Source organism: Streptomyces bacillaris, from assembly GCF_003268675.1.
GTDB lineage: Bacteria > Actinomycetota > Actinomycetes > Streptomycetales > Streptomycetaceae > Streptomyces > Streptomyces bacillaris.
Window position 1 is genome coordinate 384845 of record NZ_CP029378.1, and the last position, 21893, is coordinate 406737.

General features: G+C 71.5%; 18 protein-coding genes and 1 pseudogene. 11 read left to right on the forward strand and 8 right to left on the reverse strand.

The window, feature by feature from the left end:
* The 3 genes from DJ476_RS01755 (at position 1) to DJ476_RS01765 (ending at position 2567) form a co-directional block, all read left to right on the forward strand.
* On the forward strand, positions 1-1575 hold the full coding sequence (locus DJ476_RS01755; protein ID WP_404827581.1) for an ATP-binding protein: 1575 nt from the start codon (positions 1-3) through the stop codon (positions 1573-1575).
* Positions 1572-2015 (forward strand): response regulator, encoded by a 444-nt coding sequence (locus DJ476_RS01760; protein WP_070202113.1) that lies wholly within the window; start codon positions 1572-1574, stop codon positions 2013-2015. The genes DJ476_RS01755 and DJ476_RS01760 overlap by 4 nt, the downstream gene beginning before the upstream one ends.
* A gap of 96 nt (positions 2016-2111) precedes the next feature.
* Complete coding sequence (locus tag DJ476_RS01765; RefSeq protein WP_103417765.1) at positions 2112-2567, forward strand: ATP-binding protein; 456 nt, start codon at positions 2112-2114, stop codon at positions 2565-2567.
* Positions 2568-2645: 78 nt separating this feature from the next.
* On the opposite strand, the gene DJ476_RS01770 is transcribed toward DJ476_RS01765, so the two are convergent.
* Positions 2646-3824 (reverse strand): PP2C family protein-serine/threonine phosphatase, encoded by a 1179-nt coding sequence (locus DJ476_RS01770; protein WP_103417686.1) that lies wholly within the window; start codon positions 3822-3824, stop codon positions 2646-2648.
* 86 nt (positions 3825-3910) lie between these two features.
* Between DJ476_RS01770 and DJ476_RS01775 the strand changes: the two genes are divergently transcribed.
* Together DJ476_RS01775 and DJ476_RS01780 are read left to right on the forward strand one after the other, a co-directional pair.
* Complete coding sequence (locus DJ476_RS01775) at positions 3911-4426, forward strand: MarR family winged helix-turn-helix transcriptional regulator (RefSeq protein ID WP_103417687.1); 516 nt, start codon at positions 3911-3913, stop codon at positions 4424-4426.
* Between the two features lie 214 nt (positions 4427-4640).
* Entirely contained in the window at positions 4641-5012 is a 372-nt protein-coding gene (locus tag DJ476_RS01780; RefSeq protein ID WP_381247987.1) for an STAS domain-containing protein, read from the forward strand.
* 55 nt (positions 5013-5067) lie between these two features.
* Here DJ476_RS01780 and DJ476_RS01785 read toward each other — a convergent pair whose 3' ends face one another.
* On the reverse strand, positions 5068-5763 hold the full coding sequence (locus tag DJ476_RS01785; RefSeq protein ID WP_103417689.1) for a (2Fe-2S)-binding protein: 696 nt from the start codon (positions 5761-5763) through the stop codon (positions 5068-5070).
* A gap of 237 nt (positions 5764-6000) precedes the next feature.
* Here DJ476_RS01785 and DJ476_RS01790 point away from each other — a divergent pair, with 237 nt between their 5' ends.
* Positions 6001-7251: a DMT family transporter gene (locus tag DJ476_RS01790; RefSeq protein WP_404827443.1), complete on the forward strand. Its 1251-nt coding sequence runs from the start codon at positions 6001-6003 to the stop codon at positions 7249-7251.
* Here the strand turns inward: DJ476_RS01790 and DJ476_RS01795 are convergent.
* Complete coding sequence (locus DJ476_RS01795; RefSeq protein ID WP_112489628.1) at positions 7221-8612, reverse strand: transglycosylase family protein; 1392 nt, start codon at positions 8610-8612, stop codon at positions 7221-7223. The two genes, DJ476_RS01790 and DJ476_RS01795, sit on opposite strands and share 31 nt — an antisense overlap.
* Before the next feature lie 299 nt (positions 8613-8911).
* On the opposite strand from DJ476_RS01795, the gene DJ476_RS01800 reads away from it, so the two are divergent.
* On the forward strand, positions 8912-10069 hold the full coding sequence (locus DJ476_RS01800) for a LacI family DNA-binding transcriptional regulator (RefSeq protein ID WP_112489629.1): 1158 nt from the start codon (positions 8912-8914) through the stop codon (positions 10067-10069).
* Between the two features lie 87 nt (positions 10070-10156).
* On the opposite strand, the gene DJ476_RS01805 is transcribed toward DJ476_RS01800, so the two are convergent.
* Positions 10157-11506 carry an ROK family transcriptional regulator gene (locus DJ476_RS01805; protein ID WP_112489630.1) on the reverse strand — a complete coding sequence of 450 codons (1350 nt, stop codon included), beginning with the start codon at positions 11504-11506 and terminating at the stop codon, positions 10157-10159.
* Between the two features lie 142 nt (positions 11507-11648).
* Between DJ476_RS01805 and DJ476_RS01810 the strand changes: the two genes are divergently transcribed.
* From DJ476_RS01810 to DJ476_RS01825, 4 genes are read left to right on the forward strand one after another with little or no spacing between them, the layout of a single operon-like run.
* Positions 11649-12959, forward strand: coding sequence for an ABC transporter substrate-binding protein (locus tag DJ476_RS01810; RefSeq protein ID WP_112489631.1), 1311 nt, complete (start codon positions 11649-11651; stop codon positions 12957-12959).
* A gap of 12 nt (positions 12960-12971) precedes the next feature.
* On the forward strand, positions 12972-13982 hold the full coding sequence (locus DJ476_RS01815; protein ID WP_112489632.1) for a carbohydrate ABC transporter permease: 1011 nt from the start codon (positions 12972-12974) through the stop codon (positions 13980-13982).
* A gap of 40 nt (positions 13983-14022) precedes the next feature.
* Positions 14023-14862, forward strand: a complete 840-nt coding sequence (locus DJ476_RS01820; RefSeq protein WP_103417696.1) for a carbohydrate ABC transporter permease — start codon at positions 14023-14025, stop codon at positions 14860-14862.
* Between the two features lie 20 nt (positions 14863-14882).
* Complete coding sequence (locus DJ476_RS01825) at positions 14883-16241, forward strand: GH1 family beta-glucosidase (protein WP_112489633.1); 1359 nt, start codon at positions 14883-14885, stop codon at positions 16239-16241.
* 78 nt (positions 16242-16319) lie between these two features.
* Here DJ476_RS01825 and DJ476_RS01830 read toward each other — a convergent pair whose 3' ends face one another.
* The 4 genes and pseudogenes from DJ476_RS01830 to DJ476_RS01850 form a co-directional block, all read right to left on the reverse strand.
* Entirely contained in the window at positions 16320-17291 is a 972-nt protein-coding gene (locus DJ476_RS01830; protein WP_103417698.1) for an alpha/beta fold hydrolase, read from the reverse strand.
* Between the two features lie 180 nt (positions 17292-17471).
* Entirely contained in the window at positions 17472-19151 is a 1680-nt protein-coding gene (locus DJ476_RS01835; protein ID WP_318294294.1) for a galactose-binding domain-containing protein, read from the reverse strand.
* Positions 19152-19419: 268 nt separating this feature from the next.
* Positions 19420-20033 (reverse strand): annotated as a pseudogene (locus tag DJ476_RS01845) (hypothetical protein).
* 451 nt (positions 20034-20484) lie between these two features.
* Complete coding sequence (locus DJ476_RS01850) at positions 20485-21651, reverse strand: S1 family peptidase (protein WP_112489635.1); 1167 nt, start codon at positions 21649-21651, stop codon at positions 20485-20487.
* Positions 21652-21893: the final 242 nt, after the last annotated feature.

Genomic DNA, 21893 nt, shown 5'->3' on the forward strand with positions numbered 1-21893 from the left:
GTGCAGAACTGGGTCCATGTGATCCTCGGCGGGTTCGTCGTGGTGATCTGTGGGTGCCTGGTGACCGGTGGCCTCGTGCTGTCCCGGATGTCCGACCACACGACCGATCTGGTGGACCGAATACAGCCCGCCCGGTCGGTCTCCTTCCAGTTGCAGAACGCACTGCTGGACCAGGAGACGGGAGTCCGCGGCTTCGCCCTGACAGGCGACGAGTCCTTCCTGGAGCCGTACGAGGCGGGCAAGGTGGCCGAGCGCGAACGGTTGTCCCGGGCCCGGGAACTGGTCGGTGACGACCCGCGGCTCGCCGCCGACCTCGACGCCATCGCGGCCGCCGCCCGGAAGTGGCGTGCGAACAGGGCCGAGCCCCTGATGGAGGCTGTCCGCCGGGACGGTCCGACCGAGTCTGGCACCACCGCCCTGCTGCAGGGCAGCAAGAGCGAGTTCGACGGACTGCGAGAGGCGTACGGGGCCCAGCAGTCCCACCTCTCCGAAGCAAGGGACCTCGTCAGGGCCGACCTCGACGACGCGCGCGAAACCCGCGACCAGGTGATGTTCGCGCTGGTGGCCGTCCTCGTCCTGACGGTGGTGGCGCTCAGCGTGCTGCTCCACCGGGTGGTGGGCATCCCTCTGAACAAGCTGCGGGAAGCGTCCGAGCGCGTTCGGTCGGGTGCCTTCGACCGTCGGATCGAGGCGCAGGGGCCTTCGGACGTCCAAGCCGTCGCCGAGGCCGTCGAGAACATGCGGCATCGGTTGGTCGACGAGCTTGAGGGGGCGCAAGGGCGGGAGGCGCTGCTCGCGTCTCAGACGCAGGAGCTGCGTCGCTCCAACTCGGAACTGGAACAGTTCGCCTACGTCGCCTCGCACGACCTGCAGGAGCCACTGCGCAAGGTGGCCTCCTTCTGCCAGCTGCTGGAGAAGCGGTACGGCGACGAGTTGGACGACCGGGGCAAGCAGTACATCGCCTTCGCGGTGGACGGCGCCAAGCGGATGCAGGTCCTCATCAACGACCTGCTGACCTTCTCCAGGGTGGGCCGGGTGCACGACGGGAGGAAGCCGGTCGACCTGGGGCAGGCCCTGGACCGTGCGCTGGGCAATCTCTCCGCCGCAGTCGAGGAGGCGGGGGCCCTGGTGGAGCGGCCGCGCGAACTGCCGGAACTGGTGGGCGACGCCACGGCCCTCACCATGGTCTGGCAGAACCTCGTCGGCAACGCCGTGAAGTTCCGTCGCCCGGACGTGGAGTGCCGGATCGCGGTCGACTGTGTGCGGGAGGGCGACGACTGGCACCTGACCGTCTCGGACAACGGGATCGGCATCGCTCCCGAGTTCGCGGACAAGGTATTCGTCATCTTCCAGCGGCTGCACGGCCGCGACGAGTACGACGGCACGGGCATCGGCCTCGCGCTCTGCCGGAAGATCATCGAGTTCCACGGTGGCCGGATCTGGGTCGACTCCGGGGCGGGCGAAGGCACCCGCATACACTTCACCCTGCCTGCTGTGACCGAGGCACCCCAGAACCTCTTGGCGGAGCCCCCTGCTCCCGCCACGACCGCCAGCGAGCCGGGAGACGCTTCGTGAACAGCCCCGTACAGCCCATCGAGGTCCTCCTGGTGGAGGACGATCCCGGCGACGAGCTCATGACCCGTGAGGCGTTCGAGGACAACAAGATCCGCAACACCCTGCACGTCGTGCGGGACGGCCAGGAGGCGCTGGACTTCCTCTACCGGCGGGGCGATCACGCCGGTGCCCCCCGCCCGGACCTCGTGCTCCTCGACCTCAACCTGCCCAAGTACGACGGCCGGCAGGTCCTGGAGCAGATCAAGGGCGACCCCGAGCTGGCCCTGATCCCCGTGGTGGTCCTCACCACCTCCTCGGCCGAGGAGGACATTCTGCGCAGCTACAAGCTGCACGCCAACGCGTACGTGACCAAGCCGGTGGATCTGGATCAGTTCATCGCGGCGGTCCGCCAGATCGACGAGTTCTTCGTGACCGTGGTGCGACTGCCCGGACGTGCGTAGGATCTGTCCGGACCGCGAGGAGTGGAATGCTTCGACGCGGGTAGACGAACGGCGGAAGTGAGTTTCGAGTCTCACGGCGGCGCCTGGCTGGAGCACATGAACACTGAGGTCACCTCGCCCCACGAGGAACCGGACCAGGGCCTGCCCTCTCCCGACGTGCTGCTCAGCGCCGAGGTATTCGACGGTCAACCCGGATGTATCGCGCTCGCGCGCAACCTGGCGGACCGTTTCCTCACCCGGCTCGCGGCGGAGTGCATGGCGCCGATCGGTGAGCACACCCGCAGCGATCTGATGCTGGCCGTGAGCGAACTGGTCACCAACGCCGACCGCTACAGCCACGGCCCGTACCTCCTGGAACTGGAGGGGAACGCGGAGCGGATCAGCGTCACCGTCTACGACAGCAGTACGGCGATGCCCGTTCTCTACGGCCCCGACCCCTCCCGGCTGGGCGGGCACGGCATGGAGATCGTGGTGGCCCTGTGCGACCGGGTCGTGGCGGAGCGGGTGCCGGTCGGCAAGCGGATACGCGCGGAGTTCCGGCTCTCCACCTGACCGGGACCGCTGGCGCACTCAAGGAGGCCCCGGGACACGTGCTGTGTCCCGGGGCTTCCGTGCGATCATGCCTCCGGCTCAGCCTGCGTCGTCGTCCTGGCGGCCGAACCAGTCCAGGCAGACCACCAGCGCGTCGTCCAGCGTCTCGGTGACGCGGTACTCGGACAGTTCACCGAGGATCGCGCGCGGGACGGTGGCGGCGGGGAGCAGGCGCGTCGACTGGATGGACCGGGCCAGCGCCCGTTCGCCGTACGCCTCCCCCGCCGGGGAGACCGCCTCGTAGACGCCGTCGCTGAGCAGCAGCAGCCGGTCGCCGGGCTCCACGTGGAACTCCTGGACCGTGTACTGCGACTCCTCGAACATGCCGAGCGGGAGCTGGGCGTCCAGCTCCATCCGCCGGACCGTGCGGCCCCTCTGTATCCAGAGCTGCGGCGATCCGGCGTCGACGACGCCGACGCGGCCGGTCGCCAGCTCGAAGCGGAGCAGCAGCGTGGAGACGTGCGACGCTCCGCGGTGCTGGTCGTACAGCGCCTGGTCGGCCAGGGCGGCCTGGTCCGCGATGCCTATCCCGGCCCTGCGGGCGTTGCGCAGGGCGTTGACGGCGAGGTTGGTGAGCAGGGAAGCCTGTATGCCCTCACCCATGCCGTTGGTCACCGCGAGGGTCAGCGTGTCGCCGTCCGCCGCCCAGTCGAAGTTGTCGCCGTGGATGGAGTACGCCGGTTCCAGCTGGGCGCCGATGGCGAACTCGGCGGCGGTGCAGGCCCGGGCGGGGAGCAGCTGCCACTGCATCTCGGCGGCGAGCGTGAGCCGGGTGGTGCGCCGGGCGCTCTGGTAGACGTCGGTGTCCCGTTCGGCGACCAGGATCTCGTGGCCCAGCAGATCGGCCACGTGTGTCAGCTCGCCCACCATCTCCGGGGTCGACCGCTCGGCGGGGAGCCGGACGGTGAGGATGCCGAGGCGTTCGCCGCGTACGGTCACCGGGAGGTAGTGGTCGACCGCGTCGCCGTGCCGCACCTGCTGTTCGCGGGGCTCCTGGCTGCCGAAGGCCCTGCCCTCGGCACTGTTGTGGAGGGAGAGCGGCTCCTCCTCGCCGTCGGGCCGGTCCAGGCGCTTGAGGACGCGCAGTCCGTAGTCGGCGAGGTGCAGTTCCACCGCCAGGGCACCGTAGGCGTCGGCCAGCATGGTGCGCAGCGTCGCCAGCAGGGCATGGGGAGCGGCGGCCCTGACGGCGGTCTCGATGTCCGGTCTTCTGTTCACGGTCTCTCGTGCATTCTTCGTCCTGCGACGTGGTAGGGGCCTGGGCCGGGCTGACAAGTGGGGCCGACGGATGACAGAGTGGACGGATGCCCCACCGTGCTCGCCGCCCGCGCACCCGTGCTGAGGTGTCCGCCGACGCCTCCGCCGCCTCGGAGCTGCTGGAAGTGCTCTGGGGCCGTGGTCAGGAGGCAGCCGCTTCGGGCACCGTATCCCCCTCCCAGCTGCGGGCCCTGCTCGTGATCGAGAAGCACGAGGGCACCAATCTGCGCTCGCTCGGCGAGGCTCTGGGCTCCCGCGCGCCGTCGGTCAGCCGGCTGTGCGACCGGATGGAGGCGATGGGGCTCGTGCAACGGGCGCAGAGCCGGACGAGCCGACGTGAGGTGGAGCTGCGGCTGAGCCTGCGGGGCCGGACCCTCCTCGAAGAATACCGGGAGCTGCGGGCGCGCGAGGTGAGCGCCGTGCTGGAGCGGATGGAACCGTCCGCGGTCGCCGCGCTGGCGGAGGGCCTGGCGGCCTTCCACGCGGCCGCTTCGGAGCGGCTCTCGCCGGAATCGGGCACGGCGGACCCCTTGCTCCGTGAAGATGTCGCCGACAGCGCCTAGCCTCATCCGGCCCCTGCTTCCGCTTCTCTCGGTGCGTCACCGCAGACGGCTGGTCCTTCAACCGTTGCGGATCAGATTGTTACCCAATGGAGAATGTTGTCAAATGGCAACTGTTCCTTCTATCGTTGTCCCTGTACCCCGCCGTGAGCAGGGACGGAACGAGGCCGAGCCGTCCGGCACACCGGCGTCCTTCGTCCGCCCGATCCCGCCCGAGGTGCCTTCCGTGCAACCACCGCCCAACGACGACAGAGCAGTCAGCGTCACTTCCCGTCAGGAACGGGGTGCTCTGGTCCTCACCGTGTCGGGTGACCTCGATATCGACAGCGTCCCGCCGCTCGGCCGGGCACTCGACAAGGCGGCCGAAGAGGGTTCCGGTCCCGTCGTCGTGGATCTCTCGGGGGTGGGCTTCGCCGACTCCACCACGGTCAACGTCCTGCTCCAGGGGCAGACCGCCCTGGGCGGCCGGCTGCGGCTGGCCGCGCCCTCCCCGTTCGTCCAGCGGCTCATCGGGATGATCGGGCTCGACAGCGCGATCCCCGTCCTGGGTGACGTGGACGAGGCCATAGACGCCGCCCTGCCCTCCTGACCCGCTTCTGCTCGCGTAGCCGTCGTGGGGGGTCCGGCCGGGCCCCCCACGACGGCTACCGCACTGCCCCGGGTGCTCGGTCGAAGACGCAGTCGCCGCAGAGCCCGCCGCCCGGACAGCGCCAGTAGAGACAGCAGCTGCGGCGCCGGAACGCCGGAGTGTGCGGGGAGCCGGTGGCGGACAGGTCGGGGTGGTCGAACAGCTCGGCGCCCAGGGCACGGGCCCGGTGTGCCACGTCCGGGCGGTCCTGCCCGCGCGACCAGGTGACCAGCTCCCGTACGGCCCCGGCCAGCGCCGAACCGGCGTTGCCCCACAGCAGCTGCGGCGAGATGTTCCCGTCCCACCGGACGGCCTCGGCCAGCGGCACGAGGTGCCCGTACTGCACCTGCTCCCGGATCCGGTCGGCCGTCCCGGGCAGTTCCTCTGGGTCAGCGAGCCAGAGGTCGTCGGGCGAGGTGCGCTGCGGGTCCCAGTGCAGGGTCTCCGGTGCGAGGGCGGGGAAGCGGCCGAAGAGCGCGGCCGGGCCCAGCGCCAGCGACCAGAGCCTGGCGGCCAGGCCGAGGTGGGCGATCGAGGCGGCGACCCGGCGCTCGGGTGCGGAGAGCCGGGCGGCGACCTTGTCGACCCGCGCGGTCAGGGGCCCGGTCCCGCCCGCGTACAGCTCCGCCAGCGGCCGGTGGGCACCGCCGGGTACCGGCTCCGTCCGTACGGCGAAGAAACCGCCCACCGTCGCCGCCTGCGTCAGGTCCATGCCCCGCTCCTCCCTCGCCGTGGTCCGCGGCTGTCCGTCGTGCGGCTCTCCGGCGACCGCGTGTACCGGCTGCGCCGCTCACCGTATCCGCCGGTCCACAACTTCTGACGGCCGGGCCCGGCGGGGCTACCGTCGAGGGGAGGACCTCGGTCCCACGCCCGTACTACCGGGGCAGTACGCGGGATTGACGTCTCAAGGACGATGACGCGCAACCCCCTACAGGACATCGTGGTGTACATGAGCCCCCTCGCGCTGTCTGTGCTGCTGTCACTGGTCTCCGCGGTCGCCTACGCGGCCGGGGCGATCATCCAGGAGCGGGTGGCCGCGCGCGGTGACAACTCCCCGCACGCCCTCGTGCGCAACGGCGTCTGGTGGGTGGCCGTGGTGCTCAACGGGGTCGGCGCGATCCTGCACGTGGTGGCCCTCGCCTACGGTCCCCTCAGCCTGGTCCAGCCCCTGGGCGCGCTCACGATCGTCTTCGCGCTGCCGATGGCCGCCCTCTTCGTCGGGCGCCGGGCCGGGGCGCGGGCCTGGCGGGGCGCTCTCATGGCGACGGCCGGCCTGGTCGGACTGCTGGCCCTCACGGGCAGCACCGAACCGCACACCCTGCGCGGCCCCGAGCAGCTGGCGCTGGCCACGGTGACCTTCGGGGCGGTGGGCGCGCTCATCCTGCTCGCCCGGGCGCTGAGCCGGCCGGTGCTGCGGAGCGCGGTGCTGGCCACCGCGGCCGGTGGCGCGTTCGGCATGGCCTCGGTCTTCACCAAGACCGTGGCCGTCGAGTGGACCTCCGGCGCGGTGCGCTCGGGTCTGCCGACCCTGCTCGTGATCGCCGCCCTCGCGGCCGCGGGCCTGCTGCTCTCCCAGGCCGCCTACCGGGGAGCGGGGCTCGCGGCGCCGCTCGCGACGGTGACGGTGGTCAACCCGGTGGTGGCCGCCGCGATCGGGCTCACGCTCTTCGGCGAGCACTTCCGCCACGGCACGGCGGGCACGGTCCTCGCGCTCGCCTGCGGGGCCCTGGCGGCGGGCGGCCTGGTCCTGCTGACGAAGGAGCGGCTGAGCGCGGAGCAGGCCCGGGCGGGGCGCCTGCGGCCGGAGGTAGCGGCGGGTGCGGGCCCGGCGGCGGGGAGCGTCGGTGTGGTGGGGGCGGGGGCGACGGGCGTCGGCGCGGGGAGCGCGGGAGTGGCGACGGGCGTGGACGCGGTGGCCGCTGGGGCACGCGGCGTGGACGCGACAGGGGTGGCGGCGGTGGCCGCCGATGTGTGGTCCGGCGGTGCGCGAGCGAGCAGGGCACGGCCGGGCGGCACGCAGGGCGGCACCGGGTCCACGTACGTACCGCCGCTTCCGGCGCCCCTGCGGCCGGGCGGCGCGGTACCGCGCGTGGAGTTCGGTGGTCCGCGCCGGGCGGGCCGTGACCGGCCCGGTGAGCCGGCCGCCGCCCCGCGCCCGGAGCGGTCCGTTCAGACCCTGACGCCGCCCGCCCTGAGGTAGGCCAGCGGGTCGATGTCCGACCCGTAGCCGGGGCCGAGGCGGACCTCGAAGTGCAGGTGCGGGCCGGTGCTGTTGCCCGTGGAGCCGGAGCGGGCGATCCGCTGCCCGCCGGAGACCGACTGCCCCTCCTTCACATGGAGCGCGGAGAGGTGGGCGTACTGGCTGTACTTGCCGTCCTCGTGGCGGATGACGACCTCGTAGCCGTACGCCCCCGCCCAGCCGGATGAGACGACCCGGCCGGGGGCCACGGCCTTCACCGAGGTGCCCGTCGGCACCGGGAAGTCGACGCCCGTGTGATAGCCGCTGGACCAGCCGCCGGCCTGGCGGTACGCGGTGCCGGTGGAGGCGGCGACGGGGGCGCTCATGCCGGAGCGCTTCACGGGGGCCTGCCTGGGCGGCTCGGGGGCCGCCTTCTTCGCTGCCTCGGCTGCCTGCGCGGCCGCCGCCTTCTTCTGCGCGGCCTTCTCCGCCTCGGCCTTCTTCTGCTGCTCCGCCTTCCGCTGCTCGGCCTCCCGCAGCTCGGCCTTCTTCTGCTCGGCGGCCTTCGCGAGGGCTGCCGCCCGCTGGTCGGCCGTGCGCTGCTCGGCCTGGGGAGGCGCGGCCTTCTGGGGTGCGGCCTGCGGGGGCGCGGTCTGCTTCTCGGGCGCCTGGCGCGGCGCGGTCTTCCCGGCGCTCGCACCGTCCCCGCCGCGCGGGGTGAGGCTCAGCCGCTGGCCGGGGAAGATCAGGTCGGGGTTGTCACCGACGACCGCGCGGTTGGCCGCGTAGAGCTTCTGCCAGCCGCCCCGGACCCGCTGGGCGTCCGCGATCCCGGAGAGCGAGTCGCCGCCGGCGACGGTGTACGAGTCGCGCTTCCCCGGCACATGCGTCGGCGTCGCCGCGGCGGGCAGCGCCCTCGGTTTCCGGGGCGGGGCGCTCTGCGGCGCGGCGGCCTGGACGGGCCGGCTGCCCGCGCTCTGCGGGGTGGTGTCGGGGGCCTCGCCGCCCCGGGTCAGACCGGCCTTCACAGAACAGGTCGGCCACGCACCGGGGCCCTGCCCTTCGAGCACCCGCTCGGCGACGGTTATCTGCTGCTCGCGGGTGGCGAGGTCGGCGCGCGGCGCGTACTCCGTACCGCCGAAGGCCGCCCAGGTCGAGCCGCTGAACTGCAGCCCGCCGTAATACCCGTTGCCCGTGTTGACGGCCCAATTGCCGCTCGACTCACAGGCGGCGACCTTCTCCCAGACCTCGCCGGAGGCAGCCCCCGCCGAGGCCGCGGTGATGAGCGGGAGTGCTATGCCCGCGCCGCCCGCGGTCACCGTGAGCGAGGCACGGTTGATCCGGCTGGGCTGATATCTGCGGTGCCGACCGTTTGCGGCCATGACTGGGCTCCCCCACTGGCGTTGGAACACGTCGCAAGCGGCAAACGTAGGGCGGCGCGAAGTCTGATCACAAGAGAAACGTGATACTCGGCCGCGGCGGTCGGAGGTGTGGCCGGATTCCGCCCCTGTGAGTCGATCGTATGAGCGATGAACCGGCCCGCGTACACGGCTGGTTCAGGACGGGGCACCCCATTTCGCCCCGAGTCGCGGACATATGACGGCCCGCCACCCCCGCATGCTCGGAGCCGAGTTGCGGCCGCCAATGGAGAGCGCTCTCCGCCAGTGCTATAAAGGCGCTCATGACGGATGATCGGCGGTCGGCCGGAGCACCCACCCTGGAGGACGTGGCCCGCGCTGCCGGTGTCTCGCGTGCCACCGTCTCACGGGTCATCAACGGTGTGCGCAACGTCGATCCGGCGATCCAGAAGGTCGTGCGGCAGGCGGTCTCGGTCACGGGGTACGCCCCGAACCGGGCGGCCCGCTCCCTGGTCACCCGGCGCGCCGACGCCGTGGCTCTGGTGGTGTCGGGAGCGGGCGTCGAGGCGGAGGCGGAGGCTGACGTCGGGGCCGAAGCGGAGGCGGATGTCGGGGCCGAAGCGGCGGCCGGGTCGGGTGCGGGCCGGGCGGGCGGTGGCTCGCGTGCGACGGCCGGGGGCGGGGGTTCCTTCACCGCGCAGGTGTTCGCGGACCCCTTCTTCGGCCGGGTGGTCACCGGGGTCGTCGATTATCTGCGGCCGCGCGGGATGCACCCGGTGCTGATGTTCGCGGAGACCTCGCGAGCCCGGGACGAGGTGGTCGCGTACCTGCGGCAGGGCAGCGCGGACGGGGCCCTCGTCGTCTCCACCCACGCCGAGGATCCGCTCCCCGGTCTCCTCACGGAGGCGGGGCTCGCCGCGGTGCTCTTCGCGCGCCCCGCCCGGCCGGTCCCCATCAGCTACGTCGACCTCGCCCACCAGGACGGTGCCCGGCTGGCCGCCGAACATCTGCTGTCCCGGGGGTGCCGCCGGCTCGCCACGATCAGCGGCCCGCTGGACGTGCCGGCGGGCCGGGCGCGGCTGACCGGCTTCCGGGACACGCTGGCGCGCCACGGGCACGCGTACATCCCGGTCGCCGAAGGGCGGTTCACCCAGGAGAGCGGGGAGGTGGCGATGGAACGGCTGCTGGTGGAACACCCGGATCTGGACGGGGTGTTCGCCGCCAACGACCTGATGGCGACGGGCGCCTGCCATGTGCTGCGCGAACACGGCCGCCGGGTGCCGGAGGACGTCGCGGTGGTCGGCTTCGACGACAGCAGCGCCGCCCTGGCGTGCCGTCCGCCACTGACCACCGTCCGCCAGCCGGTGGAGGCGATGGCCGCCGAGATGCTCCGCCTCCTCCTGGACCGGCCGCCCGCCCCCTCCTCCCCCGCCACCTCGGTCATCTTCGAACCGGAGCTGGTGGTACGGGCGTCGGCGTAGGGGCGGGGCCCGGACCCTCGCTCGACCCGCCGCCGTACGGCACCGGACCCGCACTCGACCCACCGCCGTACGACACCCGACCCGTACTCAACTCGCCGCCGTACGGCTCCGGATCCGTACCGTCTCGGTGGCCGTACGCGCGGGGGCACCACTGCCGTCCGGGAGGCGGGCCCCGGTGGCCGGGCGGCTGCCGCCGCGGGTCAGGAAGTCGGCCAGGGGGAGGGTGGCGGCGCCGACGGTCACCGCGTCCGGGCCGAGGCGGCCCATCTCGATGGTGGTGCGGGCCGCCGCGTGGCGCAGGGCGTAGGCGTCCGCGTACCGGCGGATCTCGGGGAGCAGGTGGGGGCCGAGCAGCAGGCCCGCCCAGCCGCCGAGCAGGATGCGTTCGGGCAGGAAGAGGTTGACCAGGTCGGCCAGGGCCGCGCCGAGGCATTCGGCGGTCTCGTCGAGGAGGGAGAGGGCGACCTGGTCCGGGGCGGGTCCGCCGGGGGGCGGGTAGGCGGAGGCGAGGAGGGCGGCGAGGGCGGTCTCGTCGTCGGCGTCCTCGGGGAGCGGGCCGCCCGCCTCGCGCCACCGTTCGCGCAGGGCCTCCGCACCGGCGTACGCCTCCAGGCAGCCGATCGAGCCGCAGCGGCACCGGCGGCCGCGCAACTGGACCGTGGTGTGGCCCCATTCGAGCGCGAGGCTCGTGCGGTCCTCCGCCAGGATGTCGCCGTGGTCGACGCAGGCGCCGACGCCGGAGCCGATGAGCGCGACGGCGGCGGTGCCCGCGCCCCGCCCGCCGCCGAACCACATCTCGGCCCGGCCGAGCGTCTTGGCGCCGTTGTCGATGAAGAGGGGCACTTCGGGGGGTACGTCGACGACCTCGCGGAGCAGTTGCTCGAAGGGGACCGCGTGCCAGCCGATGGTCTGGCCGTGGACGACCGCGGTGCGCCGTCCGTCGGGCCCTTCCGGTCCCCCGCGCTCGATGATGCCGGGGACCCCGATGCCGATGCCGAGCAGCCGGCGCGGGTCGGCGCCCGCGTCGCGCAGGACATCGGCGACGCCGGTGCGGACATGGGCGACGATGCGGTCGACGTCGTACCCGTGCTGGGCCAGCAGCCTTTCGGTGCGGGCCAGTTCGGTGAGGGAGAGGTCGAAAAGCTCGACGCGGACCCGGGTCTCCCCGATATCGATGCCGACCAGGAGCCCGCCGTCCGGGGCGACGCGCAACAGCGTACGGGGGCGGCCACCGTCGGAGTCGACGATGCCGGCCTCCTGGAGGAGCCCCTCGGCGGCGAGTTCGGCCACGACGTTGCTGATGGAACCCGAACTCAGCCCGGTGGCCGGGCCCAGCTCCTGACGGCTCAACGGGCCGTCGAAATACAACCGTTGCAATACCCTCGCCCGGTTGCCCCGCCGCAGGTCACGCACGGTCCGTCTGTCGCGCTCGGCCATGTTGCTCCTTCCCCTCCAGGAACATACCTGGTCCCAGACCTTGACGCGACCTTCCCTCACCTCTTAAATCACGTCATAAATTAAGTCATGGAGGCCGTTCGGTTCCCGAACGCAGCCACCCCCGGAAAGGGGCCACCTCTTCATGCGCCACGTCAGAGCCGCAAGCGCCGTCACCCTCGCCCTCGCCATCACCGCAGCCGCCACCGGCTGTGGCGGCGGGTCGACCGGCACGGGGTCCAACGAGTCCCCGAAGACCCTCACGTACTGGGCCTCCAACCAGGGCCCGAGCATCGAGGCCGACAAGGAGATCCTCACTCCCGAGCTGAAGAAGTTCGAGAAGGAGACAGGGATCAAGGTGAAGCTGGAGGTCGTGCCGTGGGCCGACCTCCTCAACCGGATCCTCGCCGCCACCGCCTCCGGACAGGGCCCGGACGTGCTGAACATCGGCAACACCTGGTCGGCCTCGCTCCAGGCGACCGGCGCGCTCCTGCCGTGGGACGAGAAGAGCTTCGAGGAGATCGGCGGCCGGGACCGCTTCGTCGACTCGGCGGTCGCCTCGGCCGGCAAGGAGGGCGAGCCGCCCGCCGCCGTACCGCTGTACTCGCTCGCGTACGCCCTCTACTACAACAAGAAGATGTTCGCCGAGGCGGGCATCGAGAAGCCCCCGGCCACCTGGGACGAGCTGGTCGCGGCCGGGCAGAAGATATCCAAGGGCGACAAGTGGGGTCTTGGCGCCGAGGGCGGCAACCTCTCCAACAACATCCACCAGGTCTTCGTCCTGGGCCAGCAGCACGGCGCCGACTTCTTCGACCAGGACGGCAAGGCGACCTTCACCTCCGACGGTGCCGTCGCCGCCGTGAAGCAGTACGTCGACTTCATGGCCAAGGACAAGATCATCGCCCCGGGCAACGCGGAGTACGCCCAGAACCAGTCGCTCACCGACTTCGCCAAGGGGAAGACGGCGATGGTGCTCTGGCAGGCGGCGGCCTCCACCTTCGCCGCCCAGGGCATGAAGCCCGACGAGTGGGGCGCGGCCCCGGTGCCGGTCCCCTCGGGCACCCCGGGCACGGGCAAGCAGGTCAACTCCATGGTCGCGGGCATCAACATCGCGGTGTTCAAGAACACCAAGAACCTCGACGGCGCCAAGAAGTTCGTGAAGTTCATGACCAGCGACGCCCAGCAGAAGCACCTCAACAAGACCTACGGGGCGATCCCGCCGGTCAAGGCCGCCCAGGCCGACGCGGCCTTCGGCGCCCCCGACCTCAAGGTGCTCCGCGACACCCTCGCCACCAGCGCCGCGCCCCTCCCCCAGGTCCCGAACGAGTCGCAGTTCGAGACGGCTGTGGGCACCGCGGTCAAGGAGCTGTGGGCGGACGCCGCCGCCGGGCGCCCGGTGACGGAGGAGTCCGTGCGGGCGCGCCTCGAAAAGGCCCAGCAGACGATGCAGCAGTGAGGCCCTGACTCCATGACCGCCACCGCCACCAGCCCCGAGGCCGGAACACCGGCCACCGGGGGGACGAGCCGGGGCACCGGGGGTGCGCGCAGACGGCTGCCGCGCATCCCCGACCGGATCCGCCGAGGCGGACTGCCCTATCTCCTGCTCCTCCCCGCCGTCCTGCTGGAACTCCTCATCCACATCGTCCCGATGGTCATCGGGATCGTGATGAGCTTCCGTCAGCTGACGCAGTTCTTCATCAACAACTGGGGCGCGGCGCCCTGGACCGGCCTCGACAACTACCGCATCGCCGTCGACTTCGACGCGCCGATCGGTGAGGCCCTGCTCCACTCGTTCCTCGTCACCTGTGTCTTCACGTTCTTCTCGGTCGGCTTCGCCTGGCTGCTCGGCACGGCGGCGGCGATCCTCCTCCAGGAGAGCTTCCGCGGCCGGGGGATCCTGCGGGCGGTCTTCCTCGTCCCGTACGCGCTGCCGGTCTACGCCGCCGTCATCACCTGGGCGTTCATGTTCCAGCGGGACAACGGCCTGATCAACCACGTCCTGCACGACCAGCTCGGGATCACCGACGAGCCGTCCTTCTGGCTGATCGGTGACAACAGCATCTACACGCTGATCATCGTCTCGGTGTGGAAGGGCTGGCCGTTCGCCTTCCTCATGCTGATGGCGGGCCTGCAGAACATCCCGCGCGAGCTGTACGAGGCCGCCTCGATCGACGGCGCCGGGATCTGGCAGCAGATCCGCCGGATCACCCTGCCCTCGCTGCGCCCGGTCAACCAGGTGCTGGTCCTGGTGCTCTTCCTCTGGACGTTCAACGACTTCAACACGCCGTACGTCCTGTTCGGGAAGTCGGCACCGGAGAGCGCGGACCTCATCTCGATCCACATCTACCAGTCCTCCTTCGTCACCTGGAACTTCGGCACCGGCTCCGCGATGTCCGTGCTCCTGCTGCTCTTCCTGCTCCTGGTGACGGCGGTCTACCTGTTCCTCACCTCGCGCGGAAGGAAGGGCTCCGATGTCTAGCCTCGCGCGGACCCCCAGAGCTTCCCGGCCCCGCTCCCCCATGGCCGCGCCGCAGTCCTTCCTCTGGACCCGCCGTATCGTCCTCACGCTGCTGGCCGGCTTCGTCCTGCTGCCGGTCTATGTGATGGTCAGCAGCTCGCTGAAGCCGCTCCAGGACGTGTCGGGGAAGTTCCAGTGGATCCCGTCGACCGTGACCGTCCAGCCCTACTTCGACATCTGGAAGACCGTCCCCCTCGCCAAGTACTTCGTCAACTCGCTGATCGTGGCGGTCTCGGCGACGGTCCTCTCGGTGACCATCGCGGTCTTCGCCGCGTACGCGGTCAGCCGCTACGCCTTCCGGGGCAAGCGGGTCTTCACCGTCACCGTGCTCTCCACGCAGATGTTCCCGGGCATCCTCTTCCTGCTCCCGCTGTTCCTCATCTTCGTCAACATCGGCAGCTCCACGGGCGTGGCCCTCTACGGTTCACGCGGCGGCCTCATCCTCACGTACCTGACGTTCTCGCTGCCGTTCTCCATATGGATGCTGATCGGGTACTTCGACTCCATCCCGAGGGATCTCGACGAGGCCGCGAAGGTGGACGGCTGCGGACCGGTCGGCGCCCTCTTCCGGGTGGTCGTACCGGCAGCCGTACCGGGCATCGTCGCCGTCTCCGTCTACTCGTTCATGACGGCCTGGGGCGAGGTCCTCTTCGCCTCCGTCATGACCAACGACGCCACCCGCACCCTCTCCGTCGGCCTCCAGGGGTACGCGACACAGAACGACGTCTACTGGAACCAGGTCATGGCCGCCTCGCTCGTCGTCAGCGTCCCCATCGTCGTCGGCTTCCTGCTGCTCCAGCGCTACCTCGTCGCCGGACTCACCGCCGGAGCCGTCAAGTGACCCCCGCAGAAAGGCAGCACGTGACCGACCTCAGCGCCCTCCCGGCCGACTTCACCTGGGGCGTCGCCACCGCCGCGTACCAGATCGAGGGCGCCGTCACCGAGGACGGCCGCTCCCCCTCCATCTGGGACACGTTCTCGCACACCCCCGGCAAGGTGGACGGCGGCGACACCGGTGACGTGGCCTGCGACCACTACCACCGGACCGCCGAGGACATCGGCCTGATCAAGCAGGTCGGCGCGGACGCCTACCGGTTCTCGATCGCCTGGCCGCGCGTCGTGCCGGGCGGCGACGGGCCGGTCAACAAGGCGGGCCTGGACTTCTACGACCGGCTGGTGGACGGGCTGCTGGAGGCCGGGATCACCCCGTTCGCCACGCTCTACCACTGGGACCTGCCGCAGGTGCTCCAGGACCGGGGCGGCTGGACCGTACGGGAGACCTCCGAGCACTTCGCCGCGTACGCCGCCCATGTCGTCGAGCGGCTGGGCGACCGGGTCAAGGAGTGGGCGACGCTCAACGAGCCGCTCTGCTCGGCGTGGATCGGGCATCTGGAGGGCCGGATGGCCCCGGGCCTCACCGACCTCACCGGCGCCGTCCGCGCCTCGTACCATCTGCACCTGGGCCACGGCCTCGCCGCGCAGGCCGTCCGCGCCGCCTCCTCGGACGCCCGGGTCGGCATCGTCAACAACCTCAGCCCGACCGAACCGGCGACCACGACCGAGGCCGACCTCGCCGCCGCCCGCCGCGCCGACGGCCACATCAACCGCTGGTGGCTGGACCCGGTCCTGGGGCGCGGCTACCCGCAGGACATGGTCGAGCTGTACGGAGTCGAACTCCCGCTGCGGCCGGGGGACCTGGAGACCATCGCGGCCCCGCTGGACTGGCTGGGGCTGAACTACTACTTCCGGCAGATCGTCACCGCCGACCCGACGGGCCCCGCGCCGGGGTTCACGCAGGTCCCGGCGGTCGGCGGACGCCACACGTACATGGACTGGGAGGTGTACGCGGACGGGCTGGAGCAGTTGCTGCTGCGGCTGACGGAGGAGTACGGCGTCGAGCGCGTCTACGTCACCGAGAACGGCTCGGCCTACCGGGACACCGTCGCGGCCGACGGCTCGGTCCACGACCCGGAGCGCGTGCGCTATCTGGAGGAGCACCTCGCCGCCTGCGCCCGCGCGGTCGCCAAGGGGGCGCCGCTGGTGGGGTACTTCGCCTGGTCGCTGCTGGACAACTTCGAGTGGGCGTACGGCTACGACAAGCGGTTCGGCCTGGTCCACGTGGACTACGCGACCCAGCGCCGTACGGTCAAGAGCAGCGGGCGGCGGTACGCGGAGCTGATCCGGGAACACGCGAACCGGCGCACGGGGCTGGATGCCTGAGGGCACATCAGTCCGTCCGCAGGCCCCCGGCCGTGGTGGTTCGCCACTGCGGTCGGGGGCCTTTCGCCGCTCTACGGGTCAGGGGGCGACGAGCACGTCCCGCAGACGGGCGGCGAACGCCCGGGGGTCCTCGGTGAGGCCGATGTGCCCGCCGGGGAACTCGGCCACCCGGGCGTCCACCCGCCGGGCCAGCGCTTCGGCGGCGACGGCGGGCAGGAGCGCACGGGAGTCACGGCCGACCCCGACGACGAGGCGGGCGGCGGAAGCCTTGAGGGCCGCGAGATCGGGGGCGTACCCGCTGAAGGAGCAGAGGACGTGCTCCAGGAAGACGGGCAGGTTGGCGTGCATGCGGCGGAAGACCTCGTCCTGCGCCGGGGGCACCTTTGGGGGCGTCTCCTGGGGTGAAGACGCCGGGGCCGCCGGCTCGGGAGCTTCACGCTCCGGTTCGGGAGCGATGCTCTCCGGATCGCGGGCCGCCGACCCTGCTTCGACGGCTGCCGGCTCGGGGGCCGCCCGGTCCTCTCCCCAGGCCGGTGTGAGCCCTTCCGCCATCGTGGTCATGGCCGCCGCGACCCCGTCCCGCCGGAACGACTCCCGTACGGCCGCGAAGAGCGCACGCCCCGCCGCCGGGTCGGGCAGCAGCTCCACCACGGGCGGTTCGTGGGCCACGACCCGGCTCACCCGGCCGGGGTGGCGGGCGAGCACGTCCAGCGCCACGACGGCGCTCGAACTGGAGCCGAAGAGGGCCGCCGGAGCCCCGTCCGGCGAGAGCAGCTCGATCAGCCGGACGATGTCATCGGCGTGCGTGGCGGGCAGTTGCTCCGTCACCGGGCCGTCGAGCGGGCTGCGCGAGTAGCCGCGCGGGTCGAACGTGGCGACCGTCCACCGGTCCGCCAGCGCCGCAGCGATCGCGTCGTAGATACCGGCGTCGGCGCTGCCGCCCGGCATCATCACCAGCAACGGCCCCTCGCCGCGCACCTCGTGGTGGAGGGCGGCCCCGTCCACCGTGAGCAAGCCCGTACGCGGGGCCATCCTGTCGGTCGTCGTCATCGTCGTCGTCCCCGTCCGGCGGAAGTCAGTGATCTTTCTGGAAACCGGGGTCACGGTACAGACGGAGAGCCCGCGGCGGCCAAGGATTTCCGTGGTCGCCGCGGGCCGTCCCGCCGCACCGGCAGCGGGGTGGAATCGGTGCGGCGGGTCGTGCCGTCGCCAACCGGGGCCGCGGACGGGTCAGTTGCGGTAGACGCCGAACTCGTAGAGCGAATTGCCCCACGGGGTGCCGCGCTCGGAGGTGTTCACGCGGACGTAGCGGCCGCTCGCGGAGATCTGGATGTCGTCGATGCCGCCGTTTCCCGCGGTCTCGGTGTGGACGGTGGTCCAGTCCTGGCCGTTCTGCGAGGTCTGGACGGTGTAGCCCTTGGCGTAGGCCGCCTCCCAGGCCAGCTGGACGTGGTCGAAGGAGGTGGTGGCGCCCAGGTCGACCTGGATCCACTGCTGGTCGGACCAGTCACTGGCCCAGCGGGTGTCGAAGGACCCGTCGACGGCGTTGGCGGCCGGGCAGGGGCAGCCGATGCTGTCCGGCTGGATGGAGGAGGCCGTGGCGGGCCTGCCGAGGGCCAGGTTGGTCCCCTGGACCGGCGGCGGCACCACCTTGAAGGACTTCGTCTCGATGCCGACGTTGCCGCGCCCGTCGGTCGACTTGAGGTAGACCTTCCAGACGCCGAGCCGGTCGGGCGCGGTCACGTCGAAGGTGCCGTCGCCGCGGTCGGTGAAGGCCGCTTCGGTCAAGTGGCCGCTGTCGTCCACGTACTTGGAGCTGAACAGCACCTGGTGGCTGAGCGCGTCACCGTCCGGGTCGGTGACGGAGGCGCTCACCCGGAACGTCCACCCGGCCGGCACGGCGGTGGCGTTGTCGACGCTCAACCCGCTGATGACGGGCGGGGTGTTGTCACCGGAGGTGGAAGCCCCGAACGCCTCCTTCACCGCGTAGTACGACAGCCGCTTCTGGCCCGCGGGCAACAGGTTGAACCAGACGCCCCCGAAGTCGTACTCGGTGCCGTAGTGGAAGAGCGTCGCCCCGAGCGAGACCCCCGGGTGCCCCTGGACACAGTCCCAAGCACGCTGGTATCCGGCGGCTTTCGCCACATCGGCGGGCTCCTCCGGTACGCCGTTGACGTCGTCCGGCACCTCCCACTCACCGGCTGGCCCGCCCTCGGTGACGATGTAGGGCTTGTCGTAGCCGCCCTGCTCCCAGGTGGAGCGGATGTCACAGACGGCGTCGTAGGAGTTGACGGCGTAGAGGTCGAGATCGGGGGCGTTCTTCTTGTAGTACGGCCAGGCCCCGGTCCAGGCGTCGGTGGAGGTGACCGGGTGGTTCGGGTCGACCGCCTGGATCCGCTTGGCGATCTCGTTGACGAACGTCGTGTACGCGTCGCGCTGCTGCTCCAGGGCCTCGCCGCTGTAGCATTTCTGCAGGCCGAGTACGGACTCGTTGCCGACGTTCCACATGAGGACGCCCTCATGGTCCTTGTACGTCTCCACCCAGCGGGGGAACTCCGCGAGCATGTCGTTCTTGTAGGCGGTGTCCGTCAGGTAGTTGACACAGCCGCCGCTGCCGGGGCCGCCGCCGGGCTGCAGCCAGAAGCCGGCGATCACCTTGATGCCGTGGGCCGCCGCGGTGTCCAGAAGGGGCCTGGTGGTGGCGTCGGTGCCCCATGTACGGATGGTGTTGACGCCCATCGACTTCACATCGGGCATGTACCGCTCGGCGTCCGCGACGGACGGGCCCCAGGTCAGGCCCTTCACGGTGTACGGCGAACCGTCCACGGTCAACTGCCAGTTGCCCTGGGATCCGGTCACCTCGACCACGCTGCCCGCCGCGTGGGCCGCGGGGGCGGGGAGGGCGGCCACGGCCCCGGCGAGGAGGGCCGCGGCGGCGAGGCGTGCGGTGGCCCGGCGCCGTGGGCGGAGGCGGGGGCGAGGACGGGCCGACGGCGACCGTCGGAGAGGGGGAGGTTCATGGGGGAAGGGCTCCTCGGGGGTGTGCGGGTGGGGAAGGTGAGCGATGACGGGAGAGCGCTCTCCCGTCAGGGCAGGGTTCACCCCTGAGGGGAGAGCACTTCCCCGCCTGCCGGTCAGGCGATCAATCAACCGGTCAGCTGGTCAACCGGTCAGCCGATCAGGGCAGTTCGTAGTTCTCGTCGAGGACGGCACCCCGGTCCGGGTTGGCCTCGTCGTAGCCACGGGCGCTGCACAGGAGACCGCCGACGACACAGTGGTCGACCATGGCCTTCAGCGTGGCGTCGCCCCAGGCGTTGAAGAAGTCGTAGTGGAAGGAGTGGGCCGTCCCGCCCGCGCTCAGCGAGCCGTGGTGCTGCTCGCGTTCGTGGTGTCGTTCCCCATGAACGTATGGTCGTGCGAAGCGCCGGCCCGGCCCGGGTAGACGATCGGGTCGTCCGGGGCGGCGTGGGTGACCGAACAGTTCGCCTGGAACTCGTGGAAGTAGCGGTGCGGGGGGATCTCCTGGGACGGTTCCACCCCGGTGACCGGCGGGTTCGCCGGGATGTACCCGTCGCCGTCGGGGTCGCCCCCGAAGGCGACGGGCTTGGCGTCCGCCATCGTGTGCCCCTGCATGACGTGGGACGCCGCGGCGGGCGGACCGGCCGCGGGGGCGGCGCCGGACGCGGTGACCCCGGCGTTCGTGATCGCGGTCAGCCCCAGGGCCACCAGGGCCAGGGCGGTCGCCACGATCAGTGCGGACACCAGGGTCGTTCTGCTGAATCTTGTCGCCATACGGACCTCCATGCCGCTCTGCGTCCATGCACATCGGGTGCACGGTGGGGGGAGAGTTGAGCCGGGCGGTGCAGCCGGAGAAGGCGCGCCGCTCCCTGGCATCGGCGGGGCCGGAGCACCGCCGGAGACCGGCCGGGAGAGCGCTCTCCAAGACGGTGTCAGTGTTGCGCCGACGCTGAGAGGGTGTCAATGGCCGGTGAACGAAGCGCTGGAACAAGGGGGTTGGGGCCATGCGCTGGAAGCGGTGGGCAACGGGTGAGGGCGTGGAAGCGGAAGCGGACCTGCGGGTTGACGTACGGAAGCAGCCCCTCACGCGGGCATACGGAAGCGGCCCCACCCATGGGCGGGGCCGCTCGGGCACCTGTCGTACGCCATCACCTCGTACGACAGCACTTCGTACACCATCACCGTAGGGAGCCGGTCGCCCCGCCGGACGCCTGGCTCCCCCGGATCACGCGGTGTGGAGCCTCAGGCCGTACCGGTTGAGGATCTCGTTGATCGGCTGGTACCAGGTCTCACCGCCGCTGGAGCAGTTGCCCCAGCCGCCCGAGGTGACGCCCTGGGCCTGGTCGCCGCTGATGAACGAGCCGCCGGAGTCGCCGCCCTGGGCGCAGACGCTGGTCTTGGTCATCTGGTGCACGGCACCCTGGCTGTAGTTGACGGTCTCGTTCTTGGCGAGGACCCGGCCGCAGTGCCAGCGGGTGGTGGAGCCGGAGCGGCAGATCGAGGCGCCGATCGGGGCCTCGTTCGAGCCGCGGACGAGCTGGTCCGGGACGGTGCCCCAGCCGAGGACGACGGGGACGGTCCACCAGCCGCTGCCGACGTTCACCCAGGCGTAGTCGTTGCCGGGGAAGGACGAACCCTGAAAGTTGCCGATGTACGAGTTGTCCCAGCCGCGGACCTGCTGGCCGACGCCCCCGCAGTGACCGGCGGTGACGAAGCCGCCGTGGACCGAGAAGCCGATCGAGCAGCGGACGTTGCCGGTGTAGTACGGGTCGCCGCCGACGGTTCCGGCGGCGAAGGTCTGCGGGGCCTCGGCCGTCCGCTCCACCGTCACGGGACCGGCCTTGCGGGCCTTGGCGACGAAGGCCTGGACATCGTTGTCACCCTGCGCGGAGGCGACGACGTTCACGACGACCCGGCTGGTCTCGGGGTCGACGCGCCAGCTCGCCACGCCCTTCGGCGCGCTCAGCGCGTCGATGCGCTTCATGGTGGCGTCGAGCTGGGCGGCCGAGTGCTCGACGATCCGGGTCTGCGCGCCCGCGGCCCGTACGGCGGCGGCCTTGCCGGCGTCCGTGACCGCGACGGTCAGCTTGCCGGTCTTCGCGTCGAACCAGGATCCGCCGTAGGCGGCGCCCGCGGCGCGCTGGGCCTTCGGCTCCAGGGTCGCGGCCGCCTTCTCCTCCGCCAGCCGCGTGCGGGCCTGGCCCTCGGTCAGGCCGAGGTCACGCTGCATGGCGGAGAGCAGGGCCGCGGAGGCGGGGAGTTCCGCGGCGGAGGGGGCCGAGGTGGCGGAGTCGACGGGGGCGGCGGAGGCGGTCGCCGGGCCGACGGCGGTCCAGGCGCCGACGACCAGCAGCGCGGACAGGGCGGTCCGCAGGGCGGTTGCGTGTCTCAAGGGAGTGACCCTTCCTGTTGTTCCAACGACGTGGGGGTGGAACGGGGTACATCCGGGAGCGCGCCGGGATCAAGCCATTGAGAGCGCTCTCAACTGGCGCCGTTCCGGACTGTAGCGGAGTCCTGTCATCAGGTCCATGCCAATGACAGAAGCAGCCGGTGGAGCTGCGCGGAGAGCGTCCCGTACCGCGTTTGAGTAGGCGTACTCATCCGGAGCGCCGGGCCCGGTCCTACTGTCACAGG